General features: G+C 63.2%; 20 protein-coding genes. 7 read left to right on the top strand and 13 right to left on the bottom strand.

Features of this window, described 5'->3' with window-relative positions; genetic code table 11:
• Nucleotides 1–274 precede the first annotated feature (274 nt).
• Nucleotides 275–1,189 carry an AraC family transcriptional regulator gene (locus DK391_RS20175; RefSeq protein WP_109479744.1) on the top strand — a complete coding sequence of 305 codons (915 nt, stop codon included), beginning with the start codon at nucleotides 275–277 and terminating at the stop codon, nucleotides 1,187–1,189.
• Nucleotides 1,190–1,199: 10 nt separating this feature from the next.
• Here DK391_RS20175 and DK391_RS20170 read toward each other — a convergent pair whose 3' ends face one another.
• From DK391_RS20170 to DK391_RS20155, 4 genes are all read right to left on the bottom strand, one after another.
• Complete coding sequence (locus DK391_RS20170; protein WP_109479743.1) at nucleotides 1,200–2,171, bottom strand: HlyD family secretion protein; 972 nt, start codon at nucleotides 2,169–2,171, stop codon at nucleotides 1,200–1,202.
• Nucleotides 2,172–2,232: 61 nt separating this feature from the next.
• On the bottom strand, nucleotides 2,233–2,433 hold the full coding sequence (locus tag DK391_RS20165; RefSeq protein WP_109479742.1) for a DUF1656 domain-containing protein: 201 nt from the start codon (nucleotides 2,431–2,433) through the stop codon (nucleotides 2,233–2,235).
• The gene (locus DK391_RS20160) at nucleotides 2,417–3,913 is read right to left on the bottom strand and encodes an efflux transporter outer membrane subunit (RefSeq protein WP_109479741.1); all 1,497 of its coding nucleotides are present in this window, start codon (nucleotides 3,911–3,913) and stop codon (nucleotides 2,417–2,419) included. Before DK391_RS20160 ends, DK391_RS20165 begins: the two co-directional genes overlap by 17 nt.
• Nucleotides 3,910–6,108, bottom strand: a complete 2,199-nt coding sequence (locus DK391_RS20155; protein WP_109479740.1) for an FUSC family protein — start codon at nucleotides 6,106–6,108, stop codon at nucleotides 3,910–3,912. Before DK391_RS20155 ends, DK391_RS20160 begins: the two co-directional genes overlap by 4 nt.
• A 272-nt stretch (nucleotides 6,109–6,380) precedes the next feature.
• Here DK391_RS20155 and DK391_RS20150 point away from each other — a divergent pair, with 272 nt between their 5' ends.
• Nucleotides 6,381–7,301 carry a LysR family transcriptional regulator gene (locus DK391_RS20150; protein WP_109479739.1) on the top strand — a complete coding sequence of 307 codons (921 nt, stop codon included), beginning with the start codon at nucleotides 6,381–6,383 and terminating at the stop codon, nucleotides 7,299–7,301.
• Between the two features lie 20 nt (nucleotides 7,302–7,321).
• Here the strand turns inward: DK391_RS20150 and DK391_RS20145 are convergent, their stop codons facing one another.
• The 4 genes from DK391_RS20145 to DK391_RS20130 form a co-directional block, all read right to left on the bottom strand.
• Nucleotides 7,322–9,277: a winged helix-turn-helix domain-containing protein gene (locus DK391_RS20145; protein ID WP_109479790.1), complete on the bottom strand. Its 1,956-nt coding sequence runs from the start codon at nucleotides 9,275–9,277 to the stop codon at nucleotides 7,322–7,324.
• Between the two features lie 185 nt (nucleotides 9,278–9,462).
• Nucleotides 9,463–10,395, bottom strand: a complete 933-nt coding sequence (locus DK391_RS20140) for an MBL fold metallo-hydrolase (protein ID WP_239482896.1) — start codon at nucleotides 10,393–10,395, stop codon at nucleotides 9,463–9,465.
• 132 nt (nucleotides 10,396–10,527) lie between these two features.
• Nucleotides 10,528–12,285, bottom strand: coding sequence for an FAD-dependent oxidoreductase (locus tag DK391_RS20135; RefSeq protein ID WP_109479737.1), 1,758 nt, complete (start codon nucleotides 12,283–12,285; stop codon nucleotides 10,528–10,530).
• A gap of 81 nt (nucleotides 12,286–12,366) precedes the next feature.
• The gene (locus DK391_RS20130) at nucleotides 12,367–13,008 is read right to left on the bottom strand and encodes an HD domain-containing protein (protein WP_109479736.1); all 642 of its coding nucleotides are present in this window, start codon (nucleotides 13,006–13,008) and stop codon (nucleotides 12,367–12,369) included.
• A 656-nt stretch (nucleotides 13,009–13,664) separates the two neighbouring features.
• Here DK391_RS20130 and DK391_RS20125 point away from each other — a divergent pair.
• The 5 genes from DK391_RS20125 (at nucleotide 13,665) to DK391_RS20105 (ending at nucleotide 19,979) form a co-directional block, all read left to right on the top strand.
• Complete coding sequence (locus DK391_RS20125; protein ID WP_109479735.1) at nucleotides 13,665–14,639, top strand: LysR family transcriptional regulator; 975 nt, start codon at nucleotides 13,665–13,667, stop codon at nucleotides 14,637–14,639.
• Nucleotides 14,636–14,986, top strand: coding sequence for a hypothetical protein (locus DK391_RS20120; RefSeq protein WP_239482895.1), 351 nt, complete (start codon nucleotides 14,636–14,638; stop codon nucleotides 14,984–14,986). Before DK391_RS20125 ends, DK391_RS20120 begins: the two co-directional genes overlap by 4 nt.
• Before the next feature lie 210 nt (nucleotides 14,987–15,196).
• On the top strand, nucleotides 15,197–17,557 hold the full coding sequence (locus tag DK391_RS20115; RefSeq protein ID WP_109479734.1) for an FdhF/YdeP family oxidoreductase: 2,361 nt from the start codon (nucleotides 15,197–15,199) through the stop codon (nucleotides 17,555–17,557).
• A complete protein-coding gene (locus DK391_RS20110) occupies nucleotides 17,550–18,959 on the top strand; it encodes a cytochrome ubiquinol oxidase subunit I (RefSeq protein ID WP_109479733.1) in 1,410 nt (469 codons plus the stop codon). Before DK391_RS20115 ends, DK391_RS20110 begins: the two co-directional genes overlap by 8 nt.
• 30 nt (nucleotides 18,960–18,989) lie before the next feature.
• On the top strand, nucleotides 18,990–19,979 hold the full coding sequence (locus DK391_RS20105) for a cytochrome d ubiquinol oxidase subunit II (RefSeq protein ID WP_109479732.1): 990 nt from the start codon (nucleotides 18,990–18,992) through the stop codon (nucleotides 19,977–19,979).
• 57 nt (nucleotides 19,980–20,036) lie between these two features.
• Here the strand turns inward: DK391_RS20105 and DK391_RS20100 are convergent, their stop codons facing one another.
• The 5 genes from DK391_RS20100 to DK391_RS44925 form a co-directional block, all read right to left on the bottom strand.
• The gene (locus DK391_RS20100) at nucleotides 20,037–20,909 is read right to left on the bottom strand and encodes an alpha/beta hydrolase (RefSeq protein ID WP_109479731.1); all 873 of its coding nucleotides are present in this window, start codon (nucleotides 20,907–20,909) and stop codon (nucleotides 20,037–20,039) included.
• Between the two features lie 123 nt (nucleotides 20,910–21,032).
• Nucleotides 21,033–21,992 carry a LysR family transcriptional regulator gene (locus tag DK391_RS20095; protein ID WP_109479730.1) on the bottom strand — a complete coding sequence of 320 codons (960 nt, stop codon included), beginning with the start codon at nucleotides 21,990–21,992 and terminating at the stop codon, nucleotides 21,033–21,035.
• 191 nt (nucleotides 21,993–22,183) lie between these two features.
• Nucleotides 22,184–22,579, bottom strand: coding sequence for a DUF3331 domain-containing protein (locus DK391_RS20090; RefSeq protein ID WP_109479729.1), 396 nt, complete (start codon nucleotides 22,577–22,579; stop codon nucleotides 22,184–22,186).
• 71 nt (nucleotides 22,580–22,650) lie between these two features.
• Nucleotides 22,651–23,610, bottom strand: a complete 960-nt coding sequence (locus DK391_RS20085) for an AraC family transcriptional regulator (RefSeq protein ID WP_109479728.1) — start codon at nucleotides 23,608–23,610, stop codon at nucleotides 22,651–22,653.
• A gap of 144 nt (nucleotides 23,611–23,754) precedes the next feature.
• Nucleotides 23,755–23,958, bottom strand: a 204-nt coding sequence (locus DK391_RS44925; protein WP_204117401.1) for a hypothetical protein, incomplete at its 5' end; no start/stop codon positions are given.

Raw genomic sequence — 23,958 nt, 5'->3', positions numbered from 1 at the left:
GGCGTGTCTTGAATAATAGTGACCTCAATTGTATTTGTGCGGGCTTTTTTACCGTTCTGAGGATGGCGTCACATCTCGCGCATTGGCAACGTGTCAAGCGCCGCACGGCGGCAAAATCCGCCAAAATCATGGCACGACTTCAAAGCGCGTGAATTGCCGTGCAATAAGGACATAAAAGACGTCAAGCGGCTTTGAATATTTATCGCTCATTTTCTTCCGTGTAGACTGACGCCATTATGTTTCGCAGGCAATGCATGAATTGAGGATGTCTCTCATGTCGACTGACGCCCATCCCGCAGCGGCCGCGCCGCTCAAGCCCAAAGACACGCTGGGCTGCGTAGCGAGCAAATTGCGCAAGGACATTGAATTAGATATTGGCGACATCCGCTTCTATCGCAAGTGCATGGACGAAGCGAATCTGGACCGCGTCACCATGCCGGCCAGCGAGCGCGGCTTTCTGGTCGGCGTTTCACTGAACAGCGGACATCAGCGCAAAATCTTTAACGGCTCGCGCACGCTCGTCAAACGGTTTGAAGAGGATTCGATTTATATCCGCGATTTCTCAGAAGATTATCGCGCTGATCTATATGGCAATTTTGACTTTGTGCTGGTCGAATTATCGCGCGCATTCTTCGCGCGGCTCGGCGACGAGCACGGCGGAACTGCCATCGACGGGCTGATCTGCGCGGCCGAACAGAAAGACCCCGTGCTCGGCCATCTCGCGCGGGCGTTCGATAGCAACCTCGCGCTTCATGGCGCCAACGGCTCGCTATTCGTCGAGCAGATGGGCATCACCATCGGCACGCATCTCGCGCAGCGCTACGGCAATCTGCGCGAACGAGGGCCGCGTGCGAAAGGCGCGCTATCACAGGTTCATGAAGCGCGTGCGAAGGAGCTGCTGATCGAGCGTTCGCGGCACGGCGCATCCATTGCGGAAGTGGCGAGCGAATGCAACCTGTCGCGCGGCTATTTCATCCGGGCGTTTTCGCGTGCCACGGGGCGCACGCCGCATCAGTGGCTGCTCGAGCAACGCGTGACGGAAGCGCGGCAACTGATCGAAGCGACCACCATGACGTTGACGGAAATCGCCAGCTTCTGCGGGTTCGCCGATCAGAGCCACCTGAGCCGCGTATTCCTGAAGGCGACGGGCATCTCGCCGGGTGCGTGGCGGCGCGCGGCAGTACGCTGACTGGCCGCCTTCAGGTGCCTGCATGTTTTTCGGGCAGCAAGGTCACCGTGCAGGTCATGCCTGCCGCGAGGTGCATGCCCGCCGGCACGCTGTCCAGATGCACGCGCACAGGCACCCGCTGCGCGAGCCGGACCCATGTGAAGATCGGGTTCACATTGGCGAGCAGATCGTTCGCGCTGGTGGGATTGTCGCGATCGGCGATGCCGCTCGACAGGCTGTCCACATGCCCCTGTATATTCACGCCTCCTGACAGCAGCCGCACCACCGCGTGCTCGCCGACATGCACGCGCGGAATTTTCGTTTCCTCGAAGTAACCGTAAACCCAGAACGAATGCACGTCGATCAGCGCCATGCGGGCCACGCCCGCCGTCGCGTAGTCGCCCGGCCACAGGTTCAGGTTGGTGATATAGCCGTCGGCGGGCGCTCTCACCACGCTGCGCGTGAGATTCAGTTGCGCCGTCTGCTGCTCGACCAGCGCTGTCTTGTACTCGGCCTCGGCAGCCTGCCAGGCCGCGAGGTCGGCACGATACGCGGCGTTCGACTGGCTCGCGGCCGACTCGGCATCTTCGCGGGTTTCGTCGGAGATCACGTCGCCTGCGAGGTTCGCGCGGCGTGCAGCCTGCTCGCGCTTCATCTGATCGCGCGATGCGCCTTCCGCCACCTGGGCTTTAGCCTTCGCCATGTCGGCCTGAGCACGGGCGACATCGGCCGCCGCCTGCGCGACGGCATAGTTGAAGCGATACGGGTCGAGCACGAACAGCACGTCGCCGCGATGCACATACTGGTTGTCTTTCACGCGCACTTCGCTGACGAGACCCGATACGTCGGTGGCGACGTCGATCACGTCGGCACGCACGCGGCCATCGCGTGTCCACGGCGAGTACATATAATCGGCCCACAGCATGCGCACCAGCACCACGGCGATCACGAGTATCGTCACGGTGAACAGCGCGCGCAGAACGGATTGCGGTTTGATCGTCATGGTCGTTGGCAGGGTGATCCGGCTTTACCGGAAGCGTTGGCCCTGAAGTTGATGTTGTGCCTCATCCACGCACCAGCAGCGACACGCCACTGAACATCGCGGCAAAGAGCGCGACCCGGAACAGCCCCGGATGCCACGCGTAGCGATAGACACTGAGCCGCGCCAGCAGCAGATCGAGCATGACGAAGACAATCACGCAGCCGATCAGCACGGGCAGCAGATACGGCACGAGAAAGCCGCAGAATTCAATTTCGGCTGGCATGATCAGGCTCCATCGCAGCGCGGTCGGCTGCCGTCGCGGCGAAACCGCCGCCCAGTTCTTTCATCAGCAGCGCCCATGCGTCGAGCCGTCTGGCCTCGACGTCGGCGAGCCGCTCTTCCTGTTCCTGCAATGCGTTCTGCGCGGCGAGCACATTCAGGAACTCGGTGATACCGCTGCGATAGCCTGCGTCCGCAAGCCGGTAAGCCTCGCGCGCCGCATCGAGCGTGGCGTCGATCGACACCTGCTGCGCATCGAGCGCGTGCAGCGAGGTGACCTGCGCCGCGACGCCGCGCATCGCATCGACGATGGCTGCGTTGTACGCATCGACGGCTGCATCGCGATCCGACACGGCCACGCCATACTGGCCGCGCAGCCGTCCGCCATCGAAGATGGGCAGCGAAATGGCGGCACCCAGGCTGTGACCTGCGCCGTCGCTGCTCAACAGATTGAAGAAGCCGCCAAACGTCGCCGCCGAGCCGAGCGACGCTGTCGCCAGCAAATCGATGTTCGGATAGAACGCCGCGTGCGCGGCCGCCATGCCCTTTTCGGTTGCCAGCACGCGCCAGCGCTGCGCGACGATATCGGGCCGATGGCCGATCAGATCGACAGGCAGCGATGCGGGCAACGCGATGGGCTCACTCAGCGCCAGCGCCGGGCGCGCGAGCGTATCGCCGTACCCCGCGCCCTTGCCCGCGAGCGCTGCAATATCGATGCGGCTCAAGGCAAGCTGCTGCTGCGCTTGCTGGACCTTCGTCAGGCTCGCTGTCAGTTGCGTCTTCGCCTGCGACACTTCGAGGCGGCTGCCGATGCCCGCTTCGAGGCGTCGCTGCGCGATGTCGAGCGTCTGCTGCTCCTGCTGCTGCACCGCCTGATACGCGTCGAGCAGCGCGTACTGCAGCGCGAGCTGCACGTACGCGCGCACCACGGCCGTCTGCAGTTCGACCACGGCGAAGCGGTCGTCGGCGACGGATGCCTGCACGGCATCGAGCGCGCCTGCGCGGATTGCGCGGTTCTTGCCCCACAGGTCCAGGTCGTACGACAGCCCCGCCGATACGCTGTTGTTCCAGACCGTCGTGCCGCCTGGCGGCGCCGGCGTCGTGTCACGCGCGAAACGCTGGCGCGCGAAGTTACCCGATATATCGACTTGCGGCAGTTCGTCTGCGCCCGCCACTTGTGCCTGGAAGCGTGCGTTGTCGATGCGTGCCTGGGCTTCTTTCAGGCCGGGATTGCCCGCGGTCGCATCGTCGACGAGGCGGTCCAGTTGCGGATCGCCCCATGCGCGCCACCAGTCACCCGTGGGCCATGCAGCATCCTGCCGCGTCGTGCGGATCGCCTGGCCGGCATCGAGCGATGTCGGGTTCAGTTCGGTTTCGTGCGGACGAATGCCGCCGCTGGTGATGCACGAGCACAGCATCACGCACAGCGACGCTATCGACAGTGAACGGCACGCCGCAAGCAGCGCACTTAGATGTGGCTTCATGCGTGCGCTCCGTTGATCGCTGTCGTTTGCACGGCGTTTTGTGGTTTCCAGAGCGGCAGATTGTCGTCCTTCAGCATCAGTTCGCTGAAGTGCATGAGGCGACGCATACGCTGCACGATCGCCGCCTCGGCAGAGACCGCACTTGTATCGGCGAGCAGCAGTGCGTATCGCGCCTGCTGCGTTGCGTGCAGCGCGCGGGTTCGCGCTTCAGGCGCGGCAGCCGCAAACAGGCTGGCCATTGCGTCGAGCCACTCGCGCTGGAGCGGCGGCCAGCCGTCGGGCAAATGCGCGGACGCGCGTGCCGTGTCGTGACGGATCGCGATCATCGCCCGCCCTGCTTCGAGTGCCGCAAAGGCCGATGCCATCAGCCGCGTCTGGTCGACGCGCTCGCCCGCAGGCGCCGACGCGATCCGCATGATGAAGCCGCGCATGCCCGCGTCGAAACGTTGCGCGAGGTCGTCGAGATCCTCATCGCGCGCAGACCGGGTAACCAGTGTGTGCATCTGCTTCAGGTACTGGCGCGAGATCCAGTCGCCGGCGAGCGGCACGATCGTCGAGAACGCGACCGCAGCCGCGGCGATGCCGAGCGACAGGCCGAAAGCGGAATCGAGAAATTCGGCAGGGTGATACGTCACCGGGTTCGCGATATTGACCGTGTAGCAGAAGAACACACCAAAGCCGAGACCGAGCGTTGCCGTTTTCGGAAACGTGTTCAGATAGCTGCTCACGGCAATCGGAAACGCCATGCACGCCGCGAGCAACGCAAAGCTGTCGAACAGTGGAAACACGAAGAACGCCATGCCGAAGCCGACGATCCCGCCCGCCACGCAGCCGCAAAACATCTGCCAGCTGGCGACGACAGGATCGGGCGCCAGCGTAAACAGCGCGGCAACGATCGCAACCGAAACCAGCGCACTCGATCCGCCGACCCAACCCGACGCCAGCCACATCGCGCCCACCGACAACACCGCCGTTGCCGCGCGCAGCCCGTTGATGACAGCAGCCGCACGATTGGACGTGGCACGTGTGCTGTCGATATGCGTGAGCAGATGCAGCACCGACTGCGGCCAGGGCCGCCGATCGGCACGGCGAGAATCGACGAAACTGCGGCACAGGTCGCGCAGATTGCCGGTGAAGCCCAGCAATGCAGCGCCCGTCATGTCGATGAATGCGCGTTGTGCTTCAGGCGTGTGCTCCAGCAACTTCAGCGCCGCTTCTACACGCCCGCTCAGCGAGCGCTCGAAACCCACAAGCGCGTCCGCCACCTGACCTGCTTGCCACTCCGCTGCGGTGCCAGGCACGATATCGTGCGGCAGAACTGCCAGTAGCGCATCGACCAGTTCGGTCACCGCACGCATCGTCGACGTGTCCGCTTCGGCGCGCGCCTGCGCAATCACCTGATGCAGCGTATGCACAGACGCGAGCGTATCGACAAAGCCCGTATCGAGCTTGCTGAGCGCATGATTGATGAGGCGGATCGACGGATCTTCAAACACTGCGCCCGCACGCAGGCTTTGCACATTGGCGCGCTCGCGCAGCAGATCGAGCGTAGTGCCGAAGCCGTCCTTCGGCAACGCCGTGCCGAGCAGCGCATGAATCGCCGCGAACAGTTGTCCGAGATTGCTGTTGCTGGCCGAATACAGTTGCGGCACCACCTGGCGCGGCAGGATCAACGCGCTAACGAGGCTCGCACATGCCACGCCAATCACCACTTCACTGATCGTGTAGACGAGATTGTCGAATACGCCATACGGATTCGACAGCGCAGGCAGCGACGTGATCGCAGTCGCATAGCCCGTCAGCAGAAAACCGTACGACTGGAAATTGCGGAAGTACGACGACCCAAACACGCACAGCCCGATCCATGCAGCCAGCACGATCAGGAACGCCCACGACGCCTGCGAGAACAGCGACACCAGCACCAGCCCTGCGACGCTGCCGCCCACCATGCCCAGCCCGCGATAAAAGCCGCGTGCGATCACCATGCCGCTTTGCTGGAACATCATCACGACGATGCACGACACCATCGCCGTACCCGGCCCGCGCAGTTCGAGCAGCATGCACAGGCCCATCGCGAGCGTCGCAGCGAGCGCGACCTTCGCGACATGCCTGAAGCGCGGATAGTCGTCGCGCCAGTACTGCCTGAGTTCGTCACGCCATCGCACGTGTGTTGCGAGGGCTGCATCGGGATTCATAGAGTGTCCATAGTCTGCCGGGTCGATACGCATGTCAGCAGCGCGGCGCGCACCATGCGTACAGTGGAGTTTCGAGTGTGCGTGAACGGGGCTTGCATCGATTGCCGAATTGCACGCTCATGCTTGCAGCGGGCCGACAATCGCAATCACGTATTGCGCGAATGCACGCGCACCTGCATCCTGACGACATCTGCATGCAACGCCTGAGTGCAGGTGCGAAGTGAAAAGGTTTCGCACTCGCGCCGGCTGTTCGTCACCCTCTTACGTCACTCATGAATCTTTCCTTTGAAGTCCTGCAGGCGCTCGACGCCATCGATCGCACCGGCACCTTCGCCGCCGCCGCGGAAGAACTGCACAAGGTGCCGTCTTCGCTGACGTATCTGGTGCAGAAGCTGGAGGTCGATCTCGGCGTCAAGCTGTTCGAGCGCACCGGGCGGCGCGCGAAGCTCACGCACGCGGGCCGCGTCATCGTCGAGGACGGCAGGCGTCTGCTCGAAGCAGCACGCGAACTGGAACAGAAAGCGAAGCGCATCGAGCACGGCTGGGAATCCGAACTGCGCATTGCCATCGACGAAATCATCCCGTTCGAGCTGATATGGCATCACGTGACAGAGTTCTACAAGCTCAATCTCGGCACGCATCTGGTGCTGTCGAAGGAAACGCTGGGCGGAACGTGGGACGCGCTGATTACGCGGCGCGCCGATCTCGTCGTCGGTGCGGCAGGCGAGCCGCCGCCCATCGCCAACCTGGTCGCGAAGCCGATCGGTTCACTCAGGCATGCGTTCGTGGTTGCACCCGGACATCCGCTCGCATCGGCTGCCGAGCCGCTCACGATGGATACCGTCGCACGCCATCGCGCAGTCGCCATCAGCGATACGTCGCGCAAGCTCGCGCCGCGCACTATCGGGCTTGCCGTCAATCAGGAAGTGCTGACGGTGCCGACCCTCGAAGCCAAGCTCGCTGCGCAGATGCGCGGCCTCGGCGTGGGCACGGTGCCTGAATGTATCGCCGCCGGGCCGATCAACCGGGGACAACTGGTGCGCAAGGAAGTGTGCGGCATGCGCGACGTCACGCACTTCTATCTCGCGTGGCGCGACGACGAAGCGGGCAAGGCGTTGCGCTGGTGGGTCGATCAGCTCGAACGTCCCGATCTGATCGATGAGGTCGCGCAACGGCGTGCCGCCATGGGTTGACGCGAGGCGGGCCTTCGCCGCTATGCGTATTTCCTTAGCGACGTCACGCCTGCCAGTCTGCTTGCGGCTTCCGGGCGCCGACGCTCGCCCGGCATGTCGAACGGTTTCTGCACCAGGCCCTTCACGTGCAGGAGCAGTTGGCCCGCCATTCTGAAGTCCTCGCAATCGCGGCCCAGGCTTACCTTCGCACATGCCGATCGAAGCAACTGCGCAGCCTCCGTTTTCGCGTTGGGGCCATGCACGAGCGCGAGCGCTGCGAACAGCCTGAGCCGCGCGCGCTGGCGTGGCGACGACGCTGAAGATTCGCCCGATACAGGCAGCGCGGCAAGCGCACGCCGCGCCCACGTGCAGCATTCGTCGATCAGCGACAGGTCGTAGAACAGAAACACGGCATCCACGGGCAAGGTTTCGCGCAATGCGTCGTCGCCGTCGTCGGACAACACCCACGCGAGCGCGGCGCGCACTTCGTCCAGTAGCTCGGGCATGCGGCTACGCCAGCTGTCGCTCGCAGACTGCGCCTGCGCACCCGCGCTGCTATCGATCAAGGTGGACACATACCGCGCATGGTTGAGCGCGACGCGACGGCGTTCACCGTTGTCGTCGAGCTTCTGCAGCGCGTACATGCGCGTCGTTTCGAGCAGACGGAACGACGCGTTACCCGGACCCGTGCTCGCGGCCAGCAGCGACTTCTCGACCAGCGCCGCGATGGCCGCGACCACATCCAGTTCGCGTATGCCTGCGTCGCTCGCGACGGCAATCGCCGCTTCGAGCGGAAAACGGCTGGCAAAAATGCCGACGCGGCGCAGGGTTTTGCGCTCGACATCGTCGAGCAGTGCGTGACTCCAGTCGAGCGTGGCCTTTAGCGTCTGATGGCGCGGCAACGCGGTGCGCGTGCCGCCCGTCAACATGCCGAAGCGGTCGTCGAGATGCGCGGCGAGCGTGTCGATGCCGAGCAGCGCCGCGCGCGCAGCGGCCAGTTCGATCGCAAGCGGAATGCCGTCGAGCCGGCGACACACCATGCCCGTGACGTGGACGCTCGGTTCATCGGCGGCGAAGCGCGCGTCGATGGCGCGGGCGCGCATCAGGAAGAGGCTCACGGCGCTGCAGCCGTGCACATGCTGCATGTCATCGCCGGGTTCGGGCACGTCGAGGGCGGGCACCCAGTACAGCGATTCGGAAGGAATGCGCAACGGCTCGCGGCTGGTCGACAGCACGCGCAAACGCGGGCACGCGTTCAACAGATGATTCGCCAGCTGTGCAGCCACGTCGATCACATGCTCGCAGCTATCCAGCACGAGCAGCATCTGCCGTGCGCCTATCATGTCGACGATGCGCTCGCGGCTCGCCGCAACGCTTTCGGGCCGCATGCCGAGCGCGGCGGCAACCGTGGCCAGCACGCCGGCCGTATCGGCGGCGCTGCTGAGCGACACGAAGAATACGCCGCCTGGCGCATGCTCCAGCAAACGGCGCGCAACCTCGATTGCAACCCGCGTTTTGCCGATACCGCCCGAGCCGACCAGCGTCACGTGACGCAGGCTGCACAGCGCGTTGGCGACATGCGTCATCGCTTCGTCGCGGCCTACCAGCATGGAGCCATACGCAGGCAAGTTGTTCGGCACGGCGCTTCGGTCCACCGCCTCTTCGCCCGTCTGCAACAGCGTGGCCTTGCGCTCATGCGTGACCGTGACGCACGCGCGCACCAGACGGTAGCCGCGCCCTGCGACGGTCTTGATCAGATCGCGATCATCGCCGAGCAGCTTGCGCAGCGCCGACATGTGAACCTGCAGGTTGTTGTCGCCCACTATCGTTTCGGGCCACACGCGCTCGATGATGGTTTCCTTCGAGACCAGTCCGCCCTGGGCTTCGATCAGCAACTCGAGGATATCGAACGCACGGCTTCCGATGCGCGCCAGCTTGCCGTCGACGCGGGCTTCACGGCGCGCAAGATCGATATCGAGCGGTCCAATCTGGATCATGAGCGGATCAATAGGCAAGTCAGGAGCGGATGCATCACGCGCACGCACAATGCGTAGCATGCTGCTTATCGGTGAATGTGCCTCGAAGTCTAGAACGGCGCGACGCGCGCATGGATGGAAAAATCCGAACGATCCGTTCGAAAATTTTGAAGACGTTGCACACTCATCGAATCTCATCGTCGATGTCATCGCGCCGGCGACGCATCGTAGTTGACGGGCACCCATTGATAGGTCGTACCGTCCTTGCGAATATGCCCGAGACCGGGAAACGCGATGTGTGCCGCCGCCACGAGATCACGCTGCCCGGCAGCAAGGTCCAGCATGTCGCGCCGCGCACGCTGCGCGGCACCGGCATCGCTGTCGTACTCGACGGATGCAGCAGGGTTCTGCAACTGGATAGCGGCCACATGCACGATATCGCCCCACACCAGCATCCGTTGCGATGCGCTCTCGATCACATACACGCTATGCCCCGGCGTGTGCCCCGGTTCGATGCGTGCATGGATGCCAGGCTCGATGAGCACGTCGTTGCCGCTGAACGGCTTGAAGCGCCCTGCCGCAACGTACGGCGCAACAGACGCGCGCGCGGCATCGAAAAAACTGGCGAGAAACGCGGGCGCTTTGGCCTTGTTCGCAGGATCGAGCCAATAGTCCGCCTCGGCCTGGCTGGTACGCACGATCGCATTCGGAAACGCCATCGCGCCGTTCGCCACGATCCCGCCCACGTGATCCTTGTGCAGATGCGTCAGCAGCACTTCGTCGACATCTTCAGGTTTGTATCCCGATGCGCGGAGATTGGCCATCACCTTGCCGCAGCAGTCGCCGTACAGCACGCCCGCACCCGTATCGATCAGCACGAGCTTCGCGCCCGTGTTGATGAGGAACGCGTTGATCGATCCCTGCACGGGTGGCTGCAGGAATTCGCGGTCGAGATCGTGTGCGATATCCGCTTTCGACACGCCTTGAATGACCGTGTCGATGGGGAACGGATGCGTGCCGTCCGACAAGGCCGTCACTTCGAAATCGCCTAACGCAGTGCGGTAGAAGCCGGGCGCCTGAGTGCCCGCTTTCGGCGCGGCGGCGAGCGAGCTGCTGGAACACACCGCTACGGCGAACATGCACGACAGGAACGGACGGGAGCACAGCCACACGGCGCGCATTGCATTGAAACGGGTCATCGGTTATCTCTCACTCGCTGCGACATGCGCCGAAGCATAGCGAGTGGAGCGGCACGCGGCGGCTAATTGTTCTTAAATGTTCTGTGCGGCCGCACTGCACTGCGCAAGGTACGCATGAATCTGGCTGACCACGGCCGCGCCATCGCCCACCGCCGATGCCACGCGCTTGGTCGATTCGGAGCGCACGTCGCCGACTGCGAACATGCCCGGCAAGCTGGTTTCGAGCGGATACTGAACGCCCGTGCCCGTGCCCGTGTGCGTCTGTGCGCGCCGGGAGAAACCCGTGACGACGAAGCCGTGGCTATCCAGTTCGACGCCGCTCGCCATCAACCAGTCCGTCTTCGGATCGGCGCCGATGAACAGGAACAGATGGCGCGTATCGATGGTTTCGTCACCCTCGCCTTCCCCTTGACGCTGCACGTGAACCCGCGTGAGTCCCGCTTCATCGCCGTCGAGCGCCTGCAGCGTGCAGCGCGTGCAGACGGAGACATTGGGCAAGGAGCCGATCCGGTCGATCAGATACTTCGACATGCTCGCGTTGAGATCCGCGCCGCGAATCAGCACCCGGATGCTACGCGCGAAGTTGGCCAGAAACACGGTTGCCTGACCCGCCGAGTTGCCGCCGCCGATCAGCACGATGTCCTGCCCCTTCACGAGCTTGGCCTCGATGGGCGATGCCCAGTAGTAGATGCCGCGCCCTTCGAACTGCTCGAAACCGTCGATCCCCGGCTTGCGGTACGCCGCGCCGCTCGCGACCACCACCGTGCGCGCGCTGACGCGCTGGCCATCGAGCAGGGTCAGGCCATGCACGCCGTCTTCCGTATCGACGCAGGTGACCTTGCCGGGAATCGCCAGATGCGCGCCGAACTTCAGCGCCTGCTGGAACGCACGTGCGGCGAGCGCCTGGCCCGAAATGCCCGTCGGAAAGCCAAGGTAGTTTTCGATCCGCGAACTGGCGCCTGCCTGGCCGCCCGGCGCGCGCTGGTCGAACACCGCGACGGACAGCCCTTCCGTGGCGGCATAGACGGCCGCCGCCAGCCCTGCCGGCCCGGCACCGACGATCGCCACGTCGTACACATGCGAGCGCTCGAACGTCGGCACGAGGCCGAGGCACGATGCAAGCTGCGCTTCATCGGGCGCGCGCAGCACGAAACCGTTTGGGCAGAACACCAGCGGAAAATCGTCGGGGCCTGTCGTGATGCCCGCGAGCAGCGTCATCGCCTCGGCGTCGTGCCGCGCGTCGATCACCATCGCGGGATACGCGTTGCGGCGCAGAAAGCCCTGCAGCCGCACCAGACGCGCATCGTCGCCGTTGCCGACGATGATCGGCCCGAGACCCTGCTCGATCAGCCCCAGCCGGCGCAGGATCAGCGCCCGCATGATGTGCTCGCCGAGTTGCGCGTCGGCGACGATCAGCGCGCGTAGCTTGTCGGGCGACACCATCAGCGTTTCGCAATCGGTCAGCGCAATGCCGTCGATCAACGCAGGCTTGCCGGACAGCTGCGCCATCTCGGCCATGAAATGCCCGTCGTCATGCTCCGTCACGAGCGTCGAGCGGCCAAAGCTGTCGCGCGAGCAGATCCGCACGCGGCCATGCAGCAGCACGAACAGCCCCAGCGCGATGCGGCCCGTTTCGAAGATCAGCTCGCCTTCACGGAACGACATAGGCTGAGCAAAGCGGCGCAGGCTCGCGATTTCAGCCGCGGACAGGCGCGGAAACATCTGGTGCTGCCGGTATTCGAGCGATGAATACGGCATCGCCAGATCGTGCGCGCCCGCATCGGGCTGCGTGGAGAGGACGGGCGGAAGATTGATCGCCGGGGTGCTCATTGCTTTACCTTGCCTGAATGTTCTGACTTCATCGGCCCCTGATCCGCGGTGGGATCCGCAGTAGGATCATCCACTGGATCGTCAATTGGGCCACTCCGATCCCAGTACCAGCCCGCAGAAATTCAGGCGCCGGTAATCGGGATCCCATCTGTCGAGCACGTCCGCATTGACCGTGCCGAAGGTCGTCTCGGGACGAAGCTCCATGCCGCGCGCGTATGCTTCGATCAGCATCGACTTGAAGCCGCGTTCCCGTGGAAACGCCTGCACGATTGCGTCGCGCTGCTGCGCGGTGAACTCGTGGTAGCGTGCGCCGCGCGCGTCCATCTGCACGCCCGCACTGACGAGCGCGACGAGCGGCGCCATATGTTCGGGAATGCCGGGCGTGGTGTGCAGCGCGATGGCCGTCCATACCTGTGCCGCCGCGGATTCATCGGCGCCCTGGGCGAGCAGGAATTCGTGCGCGGCGTTCGCACTGTCGATTTCGAAACGGTTAGGCGAACGGCTGTAGCGCACGTGCAGGCCGACATTGTGAAAAAGCGCGCCCACATAGAGCAATTCGGCATCGAATGGAAGCGCTTCCTTCGTGCCGATCAGCGCAGCGAACAGAAACACGCGCAGTGCGTGGTTCAGCAATGACTCGGGTTCGAGCCCGCGAACTTCCTCGAATGCTGCGCTAGCCAGTGCGCCATCGGGCATCTCGACGCCGGCAATGTTCTTGTTCATCACGACTCCTCCGCGCCGGACGACATCCGGCCTTTTTGCTCTGATGCAGCCGGCTATTCCGGCTCATCTCGCAGCGTAGCAATGCGGAGTGAAGAATACTTTGTCGGACCATTAAAAAACCTGAATACACACGCTGAAATTCACACCTTGCGCCGAGTGCCCACACGTATGTTTTCTCGCACGTGAGGCATCGCAACGCAGCACATGTGGCACGAAACACGTTGCGTTTGCACTAAACACGTGGCTGCATGCGACATACGACGATGCTGCAGGTAAAGATCGCCCCTTTAAATTTTCTGAAGCACTGCCGACGGGCACGACCGAAGCATAAACGCACGGCACAGCAGTATGGTTGCGCGCAACGCAATGCGGGATTGCAGCGCAGACGGGTTCATCTCATAGCGCGCAACGAGAAGGCGCATCGACGTGTTCGCCTCATGCTGCGCATGCGCCATAAGACCGACAGCAGCGCTATCCGACACAACACCCTATACCTCCGTATGAAGCTCTGACTACTTGGATTAAACCGCCGTCCCAACGTAGGATTTTCCATTCCGTCGCCACGCTCTATCTTTGTCTCATGCGGCAAAAGACGTATGCCGTACCAGCCAAATCGGATCAGATAGCGGATCAGACAGCACGAGGTGAACGGTTCCATGGACAAGATCTTGAGCATGCGCATCTTCTCGCGCGTCGTCGAGTCGGGCAGCTTCAGCGCGGTTGCCGAGCATATGAGTTGCAGCACGGGCAGCGTGTCGCGCGCCGTGTCGTCGCTCGAAGACCAGTTGTGCACGCGGCTTCTGCAACGCACGACGCGCAAGATTTCGCTGACGGAACCGGGCGAGCGCTACTACCAGAAGTGCAAGAAGATCCTCGCGGATCTCGAAGAAGCCGAGGCCGAAGCCGGCGACGCGCATACCTGCGCGCGCGGCACGCTGCGGATTCATTGCGTAACGGAACTGGGGCTCGCGCAACTGACGCATTCGGTCATGGAATACCGCAAGCGCTTTCCGGCCGTGGCCGTGCAACTGAAGTTCCTGCCGCGCATGGCCAATCTGTTCGAAGACGAAGTGGACGTCTCCATCGTGTCGGCACCCGCGCTGCCTGATTCGGGCAACGTCTGCAAGCTGATCGGCCATTGCGAGCGGGTGCTGATCGCATCGCCGGGCTTTCTTCAGACGCATCGGATCGACGCCGCGAGCGATGTCGACGAACACGCGCTGACGCCGGTGGCATTCCGCATCCCGCCGAATGAACAGACGGTCAAGCTCAGCCTCGTCAAACCCGCGGACCAGCCGGGCAGCCCGGACAGCGCCAGCCAGTTCTCGATCAACGATATCGAGGCGATCCGCATCGCGGCACTGGCAGGCGCGGGCGTAGCGGCATTACCCGTGCACTGCGTAAGCGACGACATTCGCGACGGCAGGCTCGTGCAACTATTCCCCGAATCGCGCCTTCAAAATACGCGTGTTTTCGCCGTCTATTCGAGCAGGCATCACATCGACGCGAAGATCAAGACTTTCATCGATTTCATGACGTCGCACCTGAGAGCCGTACTCGATGCGCAGCTTGTCAGCGCGTACCCACAGCCAACGTTTAATCGTGTCGCGCGCGTAATGGAGAATGCATGATGCGCACCCTCGCCTTTCCTCGTTTTCGTGCGTCGTACGCTGTCGCGGCGTGCAGCGTTGTACTGGCGGCGCTCGGTGCGTATCAGGCGCCGGGCATGATGCAGGCCATTCTGGTGGTTGGCGCCAATGCGCAGTTGCCGCTCGAACGGCTGGCTGCCGAAGCGGATACGTCCGCGCCCGTGTCGGCCACGGCTGTGCCGTCTGCATGGAAGGAAGCCGTACCCGCGCAGGCGCGGCCCGCCATGCAGAAGCTGGAACGCGATCCACGGCCTGCGCACGAACGGCACGAGCAGCGCGATATCCACGGCTACGTACATGGCGTGACAGACTACAAATACTGGACGTAAGCACGTCATTCATTTCCGCGCTGTAAAAAAAGCGGGCGGTCTGCATCTGGCAGATCGCCCGCTTTCGTTTTACCCCTTGAAATACAGCGTCAACATAGAAACGGCGCGTTCGTTTAGATTCAAAACCTGCGGGCGAACTCGCAAGCCCGGTTGTTTCCTTCACCCGATCATTTGCTTAATGAAACTGGTTGGACTGCACAGGAAACCGAAATGGGCAAAAAAAAGGTGATCCGCATTTACAGCGACCCGGCAGGCGGTTGGGGCGCGCTCATGGCAACAGGCGAAGCATTGACGTTGCAGGGCATTCCCGTGTCGGGCGCAAAGCCGCTGCTGCACATGAACCAGCCGGAAGGCTTCGACTGTCCCGGTTGCGCGTGGCCCGACCCGAAGCACACGTCGTCGTTCGAGTTCTGCGAAAACGGCGCGAAGGCGGTTGCGTGGGAAGCGACCGTCAACCGCTGCACGCCGGAGTTTTTCGCTGCGCACAGCGTGTCCGAACTGACCGCGTGGGACGACTACGATCTGGAAATGGTCGGACGTCTCACGCATCCGATGGTCTATGACGCCGCGTCGGACCGCTATGTGCCGATCGAATGGGACGACGCGTTCGCACTCGTCGGCCGTCATCTGAATGCGCTCGATCATCCTGATCAGGCCGACTTCTATACGTCGGGCCGCGCGTCTAACGAAGCGGCGTTCCTGTATCAGCTGTTCGTGCGCGAATTCGGCAGCAATAATTTCCCCGACTGCTCGAACATGTGCCACGAAGCCACCAGCGTGGGCTTGCCGCAATCGATCGGCGTCGGCAAAGGCACGGTCCTGCTCGAAGACTTCGAACACGCCGATGCCATTTTCATCTTCGGGCAAAACCCCGGCACCAACAGCCCGCGCATGATGAGCGACCTGCATTCGGCGTCGCGCCGTGGCGCGAAAATCGTGTCGTTCAATCCGTTTCGCGAACGCGCGCTGGAGCGCTTCGCATCGCCGCAAAATCCCGTCGAAATGGCGACGCTCGGCTCTACGCCGATCAGCACGTATCTTTACCAGGTGCGCGTGGGCGGCGATGTGGCCGTGCTCAAGGGCATGATGAAAGCCATCGTCGAAGCGGACGACGCCGCACTCGCCGCCGATCAGCCGCGCATTCTCGACATCGAGTTCATCGAAGGCCATACGCATGGCATCGACGCGTTGCTCGACGATCTGCGCGCGACATCATGGGATGCCATCGAACAGCACGCCGGTCTGTCACGTGCCGACATCGAGAATGCGGCCAACATCTACATGCGGGCCGAGAACGCGATTCTCGTGTACGGCATGGGCATTACGCAGCATCATCGCGGCACTGAAAACGTCCAGCAGATCGCCAACCTCGCGTTGCTGCGCGGCAATGTCGGAAGGCCCGGCGCGGGGATCTGCCCCGTGCGTGGACACTCGAACGTGCAAGGCAACCGCACGGTCGGCATCACGGAGAAGCCGAGCCAGGCGCTCGTCGACGGTATCGAGCGTGCGTTCGGCTTTCGCCCGCCGGGCAATCACGGCAACGATGTGATCGCGACGCTCGAAGCAATGATGCGCGGCGAGGCAAAAGTGTTCATCGGCCTGGGCGGCAATTTCGCCGCGGCCATTCCCGACTGGGTGCGCATGCAGGAAGCGATCCGCACGCTCGATCTGACAGTACATATCGCCACCAAACTCAACCGCAGCCATCTGGTGCATGGTAAGGCAGCGCTGATTCTGCCGTGCCTCGGCCGCACCGAAATCGACATTCAGGCGGACGGCCCGCAATCGATCACCGTCGAAGATTCGATGTCGATGGTGCACGCATCCGGCGGCCGCAACGAACCGGCTTCGCCGCATCTGAAAAGCGAACCGGCCATCGTCGCCGGCATTGCACGCGCGACGCTCGGCGCGAGGTCGCGCGTGCCGTGGGAGCAGATGATCGCGAACTACGACCGCATTCGTGATGCCATCGAAATCGTCTTCCCCATCTTCCAGGCGTACAACGAACGGATTCGCATGCCGGGCGGCTTTCATCTGGTTTCATCGGCGCGCGAGCGCGTCTGGAACACGCCGACGGGGAAGGCAAATTTCCTGGTCTTCATGGGACTCGACGAAAACCCGTGGCACAACGACGACGAAGCGCTGTGGCTCACCACCATGCGCAGCCACGACCAGTACAACACCACGCTGTACTCGCACTCGGACCGCTATCGCGGTGTGTTCGGCCAGCGCGACGTCGTGTTCATGAACCAGCATGAACTGCGCAAGCGCGGACTGCATCCGGGCGAGCGCGTCGACATCGTCGCACTGTCGACGGACGGAATCGAACGCGTGGTCCGCAGCTTCAAGGTGGTCGAATATTCGCTGCCCGATGGATGCTGCGGCGCGTACTACCCCGAAGTGAACCCGCTCGTGCCGCTCTATGCCTTCGATCCGCAAAGCCGCACGCCGTCGTACAAGTCCGTGCCCGTGAAGATCGTGCGCGCCGTGGCTGTCGGTCCTGATTCCGCGACCCGCGCCATTGCCGTGCCATCCGTCACGATGCAAACCGAGGAAACCAGCCATGCTTGATCACGTCGCCAATCTGTCGCGCGCGCAGTTCGCGATGACAGCCATCTTCCACATACTCTGGCCGATCCTGACCATCAGCCTGTCGGCCTTCCTCGTGCTGGTGGAAGCGCTATGGATCAGAACGGGCGACGTGATGTACTATCGTCAGGCGCGCTTCTGGAGCAAGCTGCTGGTGCTGAACTTCGCGGTCGGCGTGGTCAGCGGCATCCCGATGGAGTTCCAGTTCGGCACCAACTGGGCAGGTTTCTCGCAGTACAGCGGGCAGTTCATCGGCAATATTCTCGGCTTCGAAGGCGCGATGGCGTTCATGCTCGAAGCGGGCTTCGTCGGCGTGATGCTGCTCGGCTGGGGCCGCGTGCCGCGCGGCGTGCATCTGTTCGCCACGGGCATGGTCGCGCTCGGCTCCAGCATCTCGGCGTTCTGGATCATGGTCGCCAACTCGTGGATGCAGACGCCGGCGGGCTATGCCGTCGTCGACGGCAAGATCGAGGTGACCAACTATCTGGCCGCGATCTTCAATCCCGACATGGTGTGGGGCGTGTCGCACATGTGGGTCGCGGCCATCGAAACAGGCATGTTCGTGATCGCGGGCATCTCGGCGTACAACCTGTTCCGCAAGCGCCACCCCGAGTTCTTCGCGCGTTCGTTCAAGATCGCGCTGGCCGTGCTGGTGATTGCCGCGCCCTTGCAGATCTGGCTCGGCGATTCGAGCGGCGTGAGCGTGTTCGCAACGCAGCCTGCGAAGGGCGCGGCGATCGAAGGCCACTGGCACACCAACGCGCCGGGCACGGGCGCGTCGTGGTCGCTGCTCGCGTGGCCGGACAAGGCGGCGCAGCGCAACGACTGGTCGCTGGAAATCCCCGGCATGCTGAGCGTGCTCGGCACGCACTCGCTGCACGGCCAGGTGAAGGGTCTCACCGACTTCAAGCCCGAAGACCAGCCGCCGATGATCCCTCTCCTCTACTACGCGTTCCGCGTGATGGCCGGGATCGGCTTCTGCTTCATGCTGCTCGCGTTCTGGACCGTGCATGCGCTGCGCAAGGCGCGTGGCAGTCTCGATGCATTGCTTGCACGCCGCAAGCTGCTGCTCGCGTGGGTGCTGTGCATTCCGTTGCCTTACGTGGCCGTCGAAGCGGGCTGGATCGTGCGTGAAGTGGGACGCCAGCCATGGGTCGTGTACGGGCTGTTGCGCACGAGTCAGGCGGCATCGGCGGTCGCGCCTTCGTCGGTCTCGCTGAGCATGGCGATGTTCTTCGCGTTCTATGTCGTGCTGCTCTTCACGTTCTTCGTGCTGGCGCGCCGCTGGCTGCGTCAAGGCCCCGATCTGACGGCTGTTCCGCCCGCCATCGTCACGGCTGCCAATACGCGCGCCACGACGCCGAAATCCATCTCCGGCTATTGATGCCGCGTACTCCCCTTACGAGATTGCCTCATGGATAGCTCTACTCATTCGCTGCTGGCCTATACGTGGTTCGGCCTGCTCGGCCTGATGCTGGTCTTCTACGTCGTCACCGATGGCTTCGATCTCGGTGTCGGCATACTCAGCCTGCTGCGCTCGCGGCGTGAAGACCGCGATGTGATGGTCGAATCGATCGGTCATGTGTGGGACGCGAACGAAACGTGGCTCGTCGTGCTCGGCGGCGGGCTGTTCGGTGCGTTTCCGATGGCCTATGCGCAACTGATGCAGGATCTCTACCTGCCCATCATGGCGCTGATCGCGGGACTCATCATGCGCGGCGCGGCAATCGAATTCCGCCATAGCGTCGAGCATGGTCCGCTGTGGGACAAGGTGTTCGGCCTCGGCAGCCTCGTCGCGGCGCTCGCGCAGGGCGTCGTGCTCGGCAAGATCATCACGGGCCTCGTGCCCGATGAAATGAGCACCGCGTTCACGGTGGTGGCGGCCATCGGCGTGGTGGCCGGTTACGCGCTGCTCGGCTCGACATATCTGGTGAAGAAAACGGTAGGCATGATGGAGCAATGGTCGCGGCGGCTGGCCTTGCTGAGCGCAGTGTTGACGGTAGCCGCCGCGCTGCTGCTGACCATCGCCACGTGGTTTTTCAGCGATGTCGGACTCGGCCGCTGGTCGCAGCCCGGCGTCATGCATGTGCTGATCGCGCTCGGGCTGGCAGCGGCGCTCGCGTTTGCGTTCATCATGGCGTCGCTGTACATGGGCGCAGCGCGCGGGCCGTTCCGTGGCGCGGTGGCGCTGTTCATCGTGTCGTTTGCCGGGCTGGCGGTGAGCCTGTTTCCGGATTTCGTGCCGGGCAAACTGGGGATCGTGCAAGCCGCTTCGGACTCGCACACGCTCGCGTTCATGCTGGCGGGGATCGGTTTGATTTTCCCGGTGATGGTTGGGTACAACCTGTACCAGTACTACATCTTCCGTGGCAAGGTCATCGGTGAGGCGCACGCGGGCGAGTGACTCGCGTTCATCGCATGACGACGCGGCGGTGAGTCTGGCCGCGTCGCAAGCATGTTCTCACCCCCTCCAGCCCTCAAGAAAATCAACCAGAATCCGGTTCACAACTTCCGGCTGTTCCTCATGCGGCAAATGCCCTGCACGCGGAATCGCGTGCGTCACGACATCGCGCGCCATGCTCTTCCACACGTTCGCCATATCAAACATCTGCCCGACTGCGTAGAAAGACTCGCCCCACAACGCGAGCGTCGGCGCTTCGATCAGCACGTCGGCATCTTCCTTGTCCTGCGCAACGTCGACAGCGTTGGCGCGATAGTCCGCCATCGCACCACGCACGGCACCCGGCGCTTCATAAGCGCGCACATAGGCTTCGAACGCTTCGCCTGAAATTGCGTTCGGGTCGTAGCACCAGTCCGAAAAGAAGTGCCGCAGCCATGCGCGTTCCTTGCCCGCGATCAGCGTCTCCGGCAGATCGGGCACCTGATGAAACAGGAAGAACCAGTAAGCGCGCGCGATTTTCGCATCGAGTGTCTGCGCGACGATGCGCGTCGGCACGTTGTCCATCACGACAAGGCGGTCCACCACTTCCGCGTGGTCCTTCGCAAAGCGCGTCGCCACACGCGCGCCACGATCGTGGCCGACGAGTGCAACCCGTTCGATATCGAGCTCGCGCAACAATGCGCGCAGATCGTTGGCCATGGTGCGCTTGTCGTAGCCGCTCGCTGGCTTGTCCGTCTCGCCATAGCCGCGCAAGTCCGGCGCGATCACGCGATAGTGCTGCGCGAGCACGGGAATCTGGTGCCGCCAGGCGTAATGCGTTTCGGGAAAGCCGTGCAGCAGCACGACGGGTGCGCCCTCGCCCGCTTCGACATAGTGCTGGCGAATGCCGTTCGCATTGATGGTGTGATGCGTGAGGTCGATCGTGGTCGTCATGACTGATTCTCCAATGGTGATCCGGTCGATACCGGTTGAGAATCAGTCTATTGAGCGGCCACGCTTCGATTAAGCCTGCCGCGAGGATAAAGATTCTTGATGGCGCTGCGTGTAATCGCGTTGCTACGCCCGCCTGGCCGCACGCGCCACGTTCAGCGCCTCGATGCGTTCGATCGCTGCCTCCAGCGCCGGCGTAAGCGTCGCGCGCAAGTGGTCGAGCAAGGTGCGCACTTTCGCTTCCAGATAGCGTCGCGACGGATACACCGCATACACGGTAAACGGCTTGAGCCTGTACTGCGGCAACACACGCACCAGGTTCCCCGCGACGAGATCTTCCACGGCCGAATAGGTCGCCAGCGTGCCAATGCCTGCGCCATCCAGAAGCATTGCGCGCAATACGCCGGGCGCGTTGACCTGCAGCGGCGCATGCGCGAGCGTCAGGATCTGCGTTTCATGCCCGCTTTCGAGGTGCCATTCGTCGGGCGGCGAAACGGGCGATTCGAGCTTGAGCAACGTATGCGCGGCGAGATCGTCGGGCGTGAGCGGCATGCCATGCTGCTTCACGTAAGCAGGCGAGGCAGCCATCAACGCCCAGGCAGCGCCTAGTGGTTGCGCGATATAGGCCGAATCCGGAAGCTGGGTCGCCGAGATCAGCGACAGGTCATAGCCATCCTCGACCAGATTCGGCATGCTCTGCTCGATTTTCAGTTCGACGGAGACATCGGGATAGGCGCGCTGATAGCTGACCAGCGCCGCTGCCACGGTGCTCTGCGCAAGGCCCGGCGCGCAATGCAGCCGCACCTTGCCGGCGGGAGAGACGCTGGCGTTACGGGCTTCATCCGTGGCTGCGTCGAGGTCGGCGAGGATCGCCTTCGCGCGTTCGTAGAAGCGGCTGCCCGCTTCCGTCAGCGACAGGTGGCGCGTCGTGCGATGCAGCAGCGCCGCGTGTAACTGCTCCTCGAGCGAGGTGACTGCACGCGAAATCTGCGCAGCCGTGACGTCATTTTCTTTCGCCACCGCCGTGAACGATCCCGTCTCGCCTACCCGGACGAAGACACGCATGCTGCCGACGATATCTGCCATTCGCGGACCCAGGCAAAGTGAGCATTCCTACTCGCGCAATCCGGCGGCTATATCAGCGCTTTCCGCTCGCAGCCGCCTCGCGCTCCAGCCGGGGACTATGCCACACGCGCCGCGAGGCGCGCACGACAGGGGACACGATGCGCCGCCAGCACGCCTCTGAGTGTCGCCGCTGTGCGCGCGTCGTCGGTGCCCTACGCTGCCTCCGCTGTCTGCGCGCCGCGCAGGACGGACGCGAGAATCATGGCATCGCCATTGACGGGCGTGGGGCGCGGGTTCGGTTTGTAGACGGCGTCGCCGGGATGGATGGCCTGACCGCTCATCGCGCAGAAGCCTGCCATGCGGGCGCGCGCCATGCGCCAGACCTGGTCGCCGAAACAGCCCCGCGTCGAATCGCGCCACGCGATGGTCGCCGTCGACGGCGTGGGCCGGTCGATCAGCGTCACCGATGCGCCCGCCGGCTCATCGACATTGCGCATGACCAGACGCGGCTGCGCTGCGCCTTCTGCGACGGCCATCAGGCGTGAGGGCGTCCCTAGCAGACCAATGGTCTGGGTCCATGGATCCATCATGTTTGCGTTTGCGAGCATGGCGAAACTCCTGTGAAAAGCGATCGGTTCGGGCGAGGCTATTGGACAGTCGAAAGCGCGGGACAGCGCGTTTAACGCGCGTCGCTGGTCTTTTCTTTCCAGCGATGCGGCGTCTCGCCGACGAACTTCTTGAAGACGGTCGTGAAGTGGGCTTGCGAGCGGAATCCGCAGCTGAGCGCGACATCCATCACGTTGTGCTTCGATGTGACGAGCAGATGTTGCGCATGCTCGACGCGGCGGCGCAGCAGATATTCATGCGGGCGCAGCCCCGTGGCACGGCGAAACTGGGCGGCGAAGTGCATGCGTGTAAGGCCCGCGCTCGACGCGATGTCGGCGAGACCGATCGGCTCGGCGAGATGGGCATCGACGAATTCGATTACGCGATTCATGCGCCATTGCGGCAGGGGTGCGGCTTCGCGCGAACGGCGTGTTGCGCCGGCGAAATGACGCGCGACGATGCGCGACACGATGGCGAGGCTGACGCTATCGGTGAACATCTTGCCGAGCGCGGCGTCGTTGCTTTGCGACACGGCCAGCGCCTGGCCGAGACGTTCGAGCACGGGGTCGCGGATCAGTTCGGGATCGTCGAGCACGATGTCGCCATCGCGGGTGTGCTGGAACAGGTCCTGATAGCACTCGGCCAGTACCTGTTGCGATACGAACAGATGCATTACATCGGCAGAAGACGCGAAGGTGGCTCGAGTCGGTACACCGGGTGCCGTGACCTGGACTGCGCCTGCCGTCAGACGGCCGTGGACGAGCCGCCGTCCTGCGTGATCGAACGTGAGTGCGGCGCACTTCAGATTCAGGCCGATGCAGTGATCGTCGACGCTGCCTTCGTTCGAGACGTCGATCGGCGCGTTGCCGCCATGGGTCCAGCGGGCGACGGCGACGCTGCCGCGCTGCGGCGCGGATTCGTATGCCGATGGGTTCATTCGGCGCCACTGCTGCTCGGCGGCGATGGGCGATGCCGGGCGGCGCGACACGACGTCGGCGAGCGGTGCGGGCAGGTCGATAAGCGAGGTAGTCATGGCAGGTCTGTCCGGTTCAATGATGTCGGTGCGGTTTGCGTTTTTTTAACGCTTGCGCGATGGATCAAAGTTAAACGGATGCACCTGGCGCGACTAGCCGTACATAAGGTTCGACTTGCAGTCGAATGGTTGAGTCAACCTATATCAAGGTTTAATGCGGCAAGGGGTTGCCGGTGGGGTTTTGGTTTTTCTGCGACGCTGGTGGTTTTGGTTTTGCTGTTGTTTTTGTTTTCGCTTTCGCTGGCATCCGCGATTTGACTTACCACTGCTCGCGTCGCCCCTGTGCGGGGCAGCACCTACTTTTCTTTGCCGCCGCAAAGAAAAGTAGGCAAAAGAAAGCGGGCTAAC

This window comes from Paraburkholderia sp. C35, from assembly GCF_003121405.1.
Taxonomy (GTDB): Bacteria; Pseudomonadota; Gammaproteobacteria; order Burkholderiales; family Burkholderiaceae; genus Paraburkholderia.
This window is presented reverse-complemented; position numbering and strand designations above follow the sequence as displayed.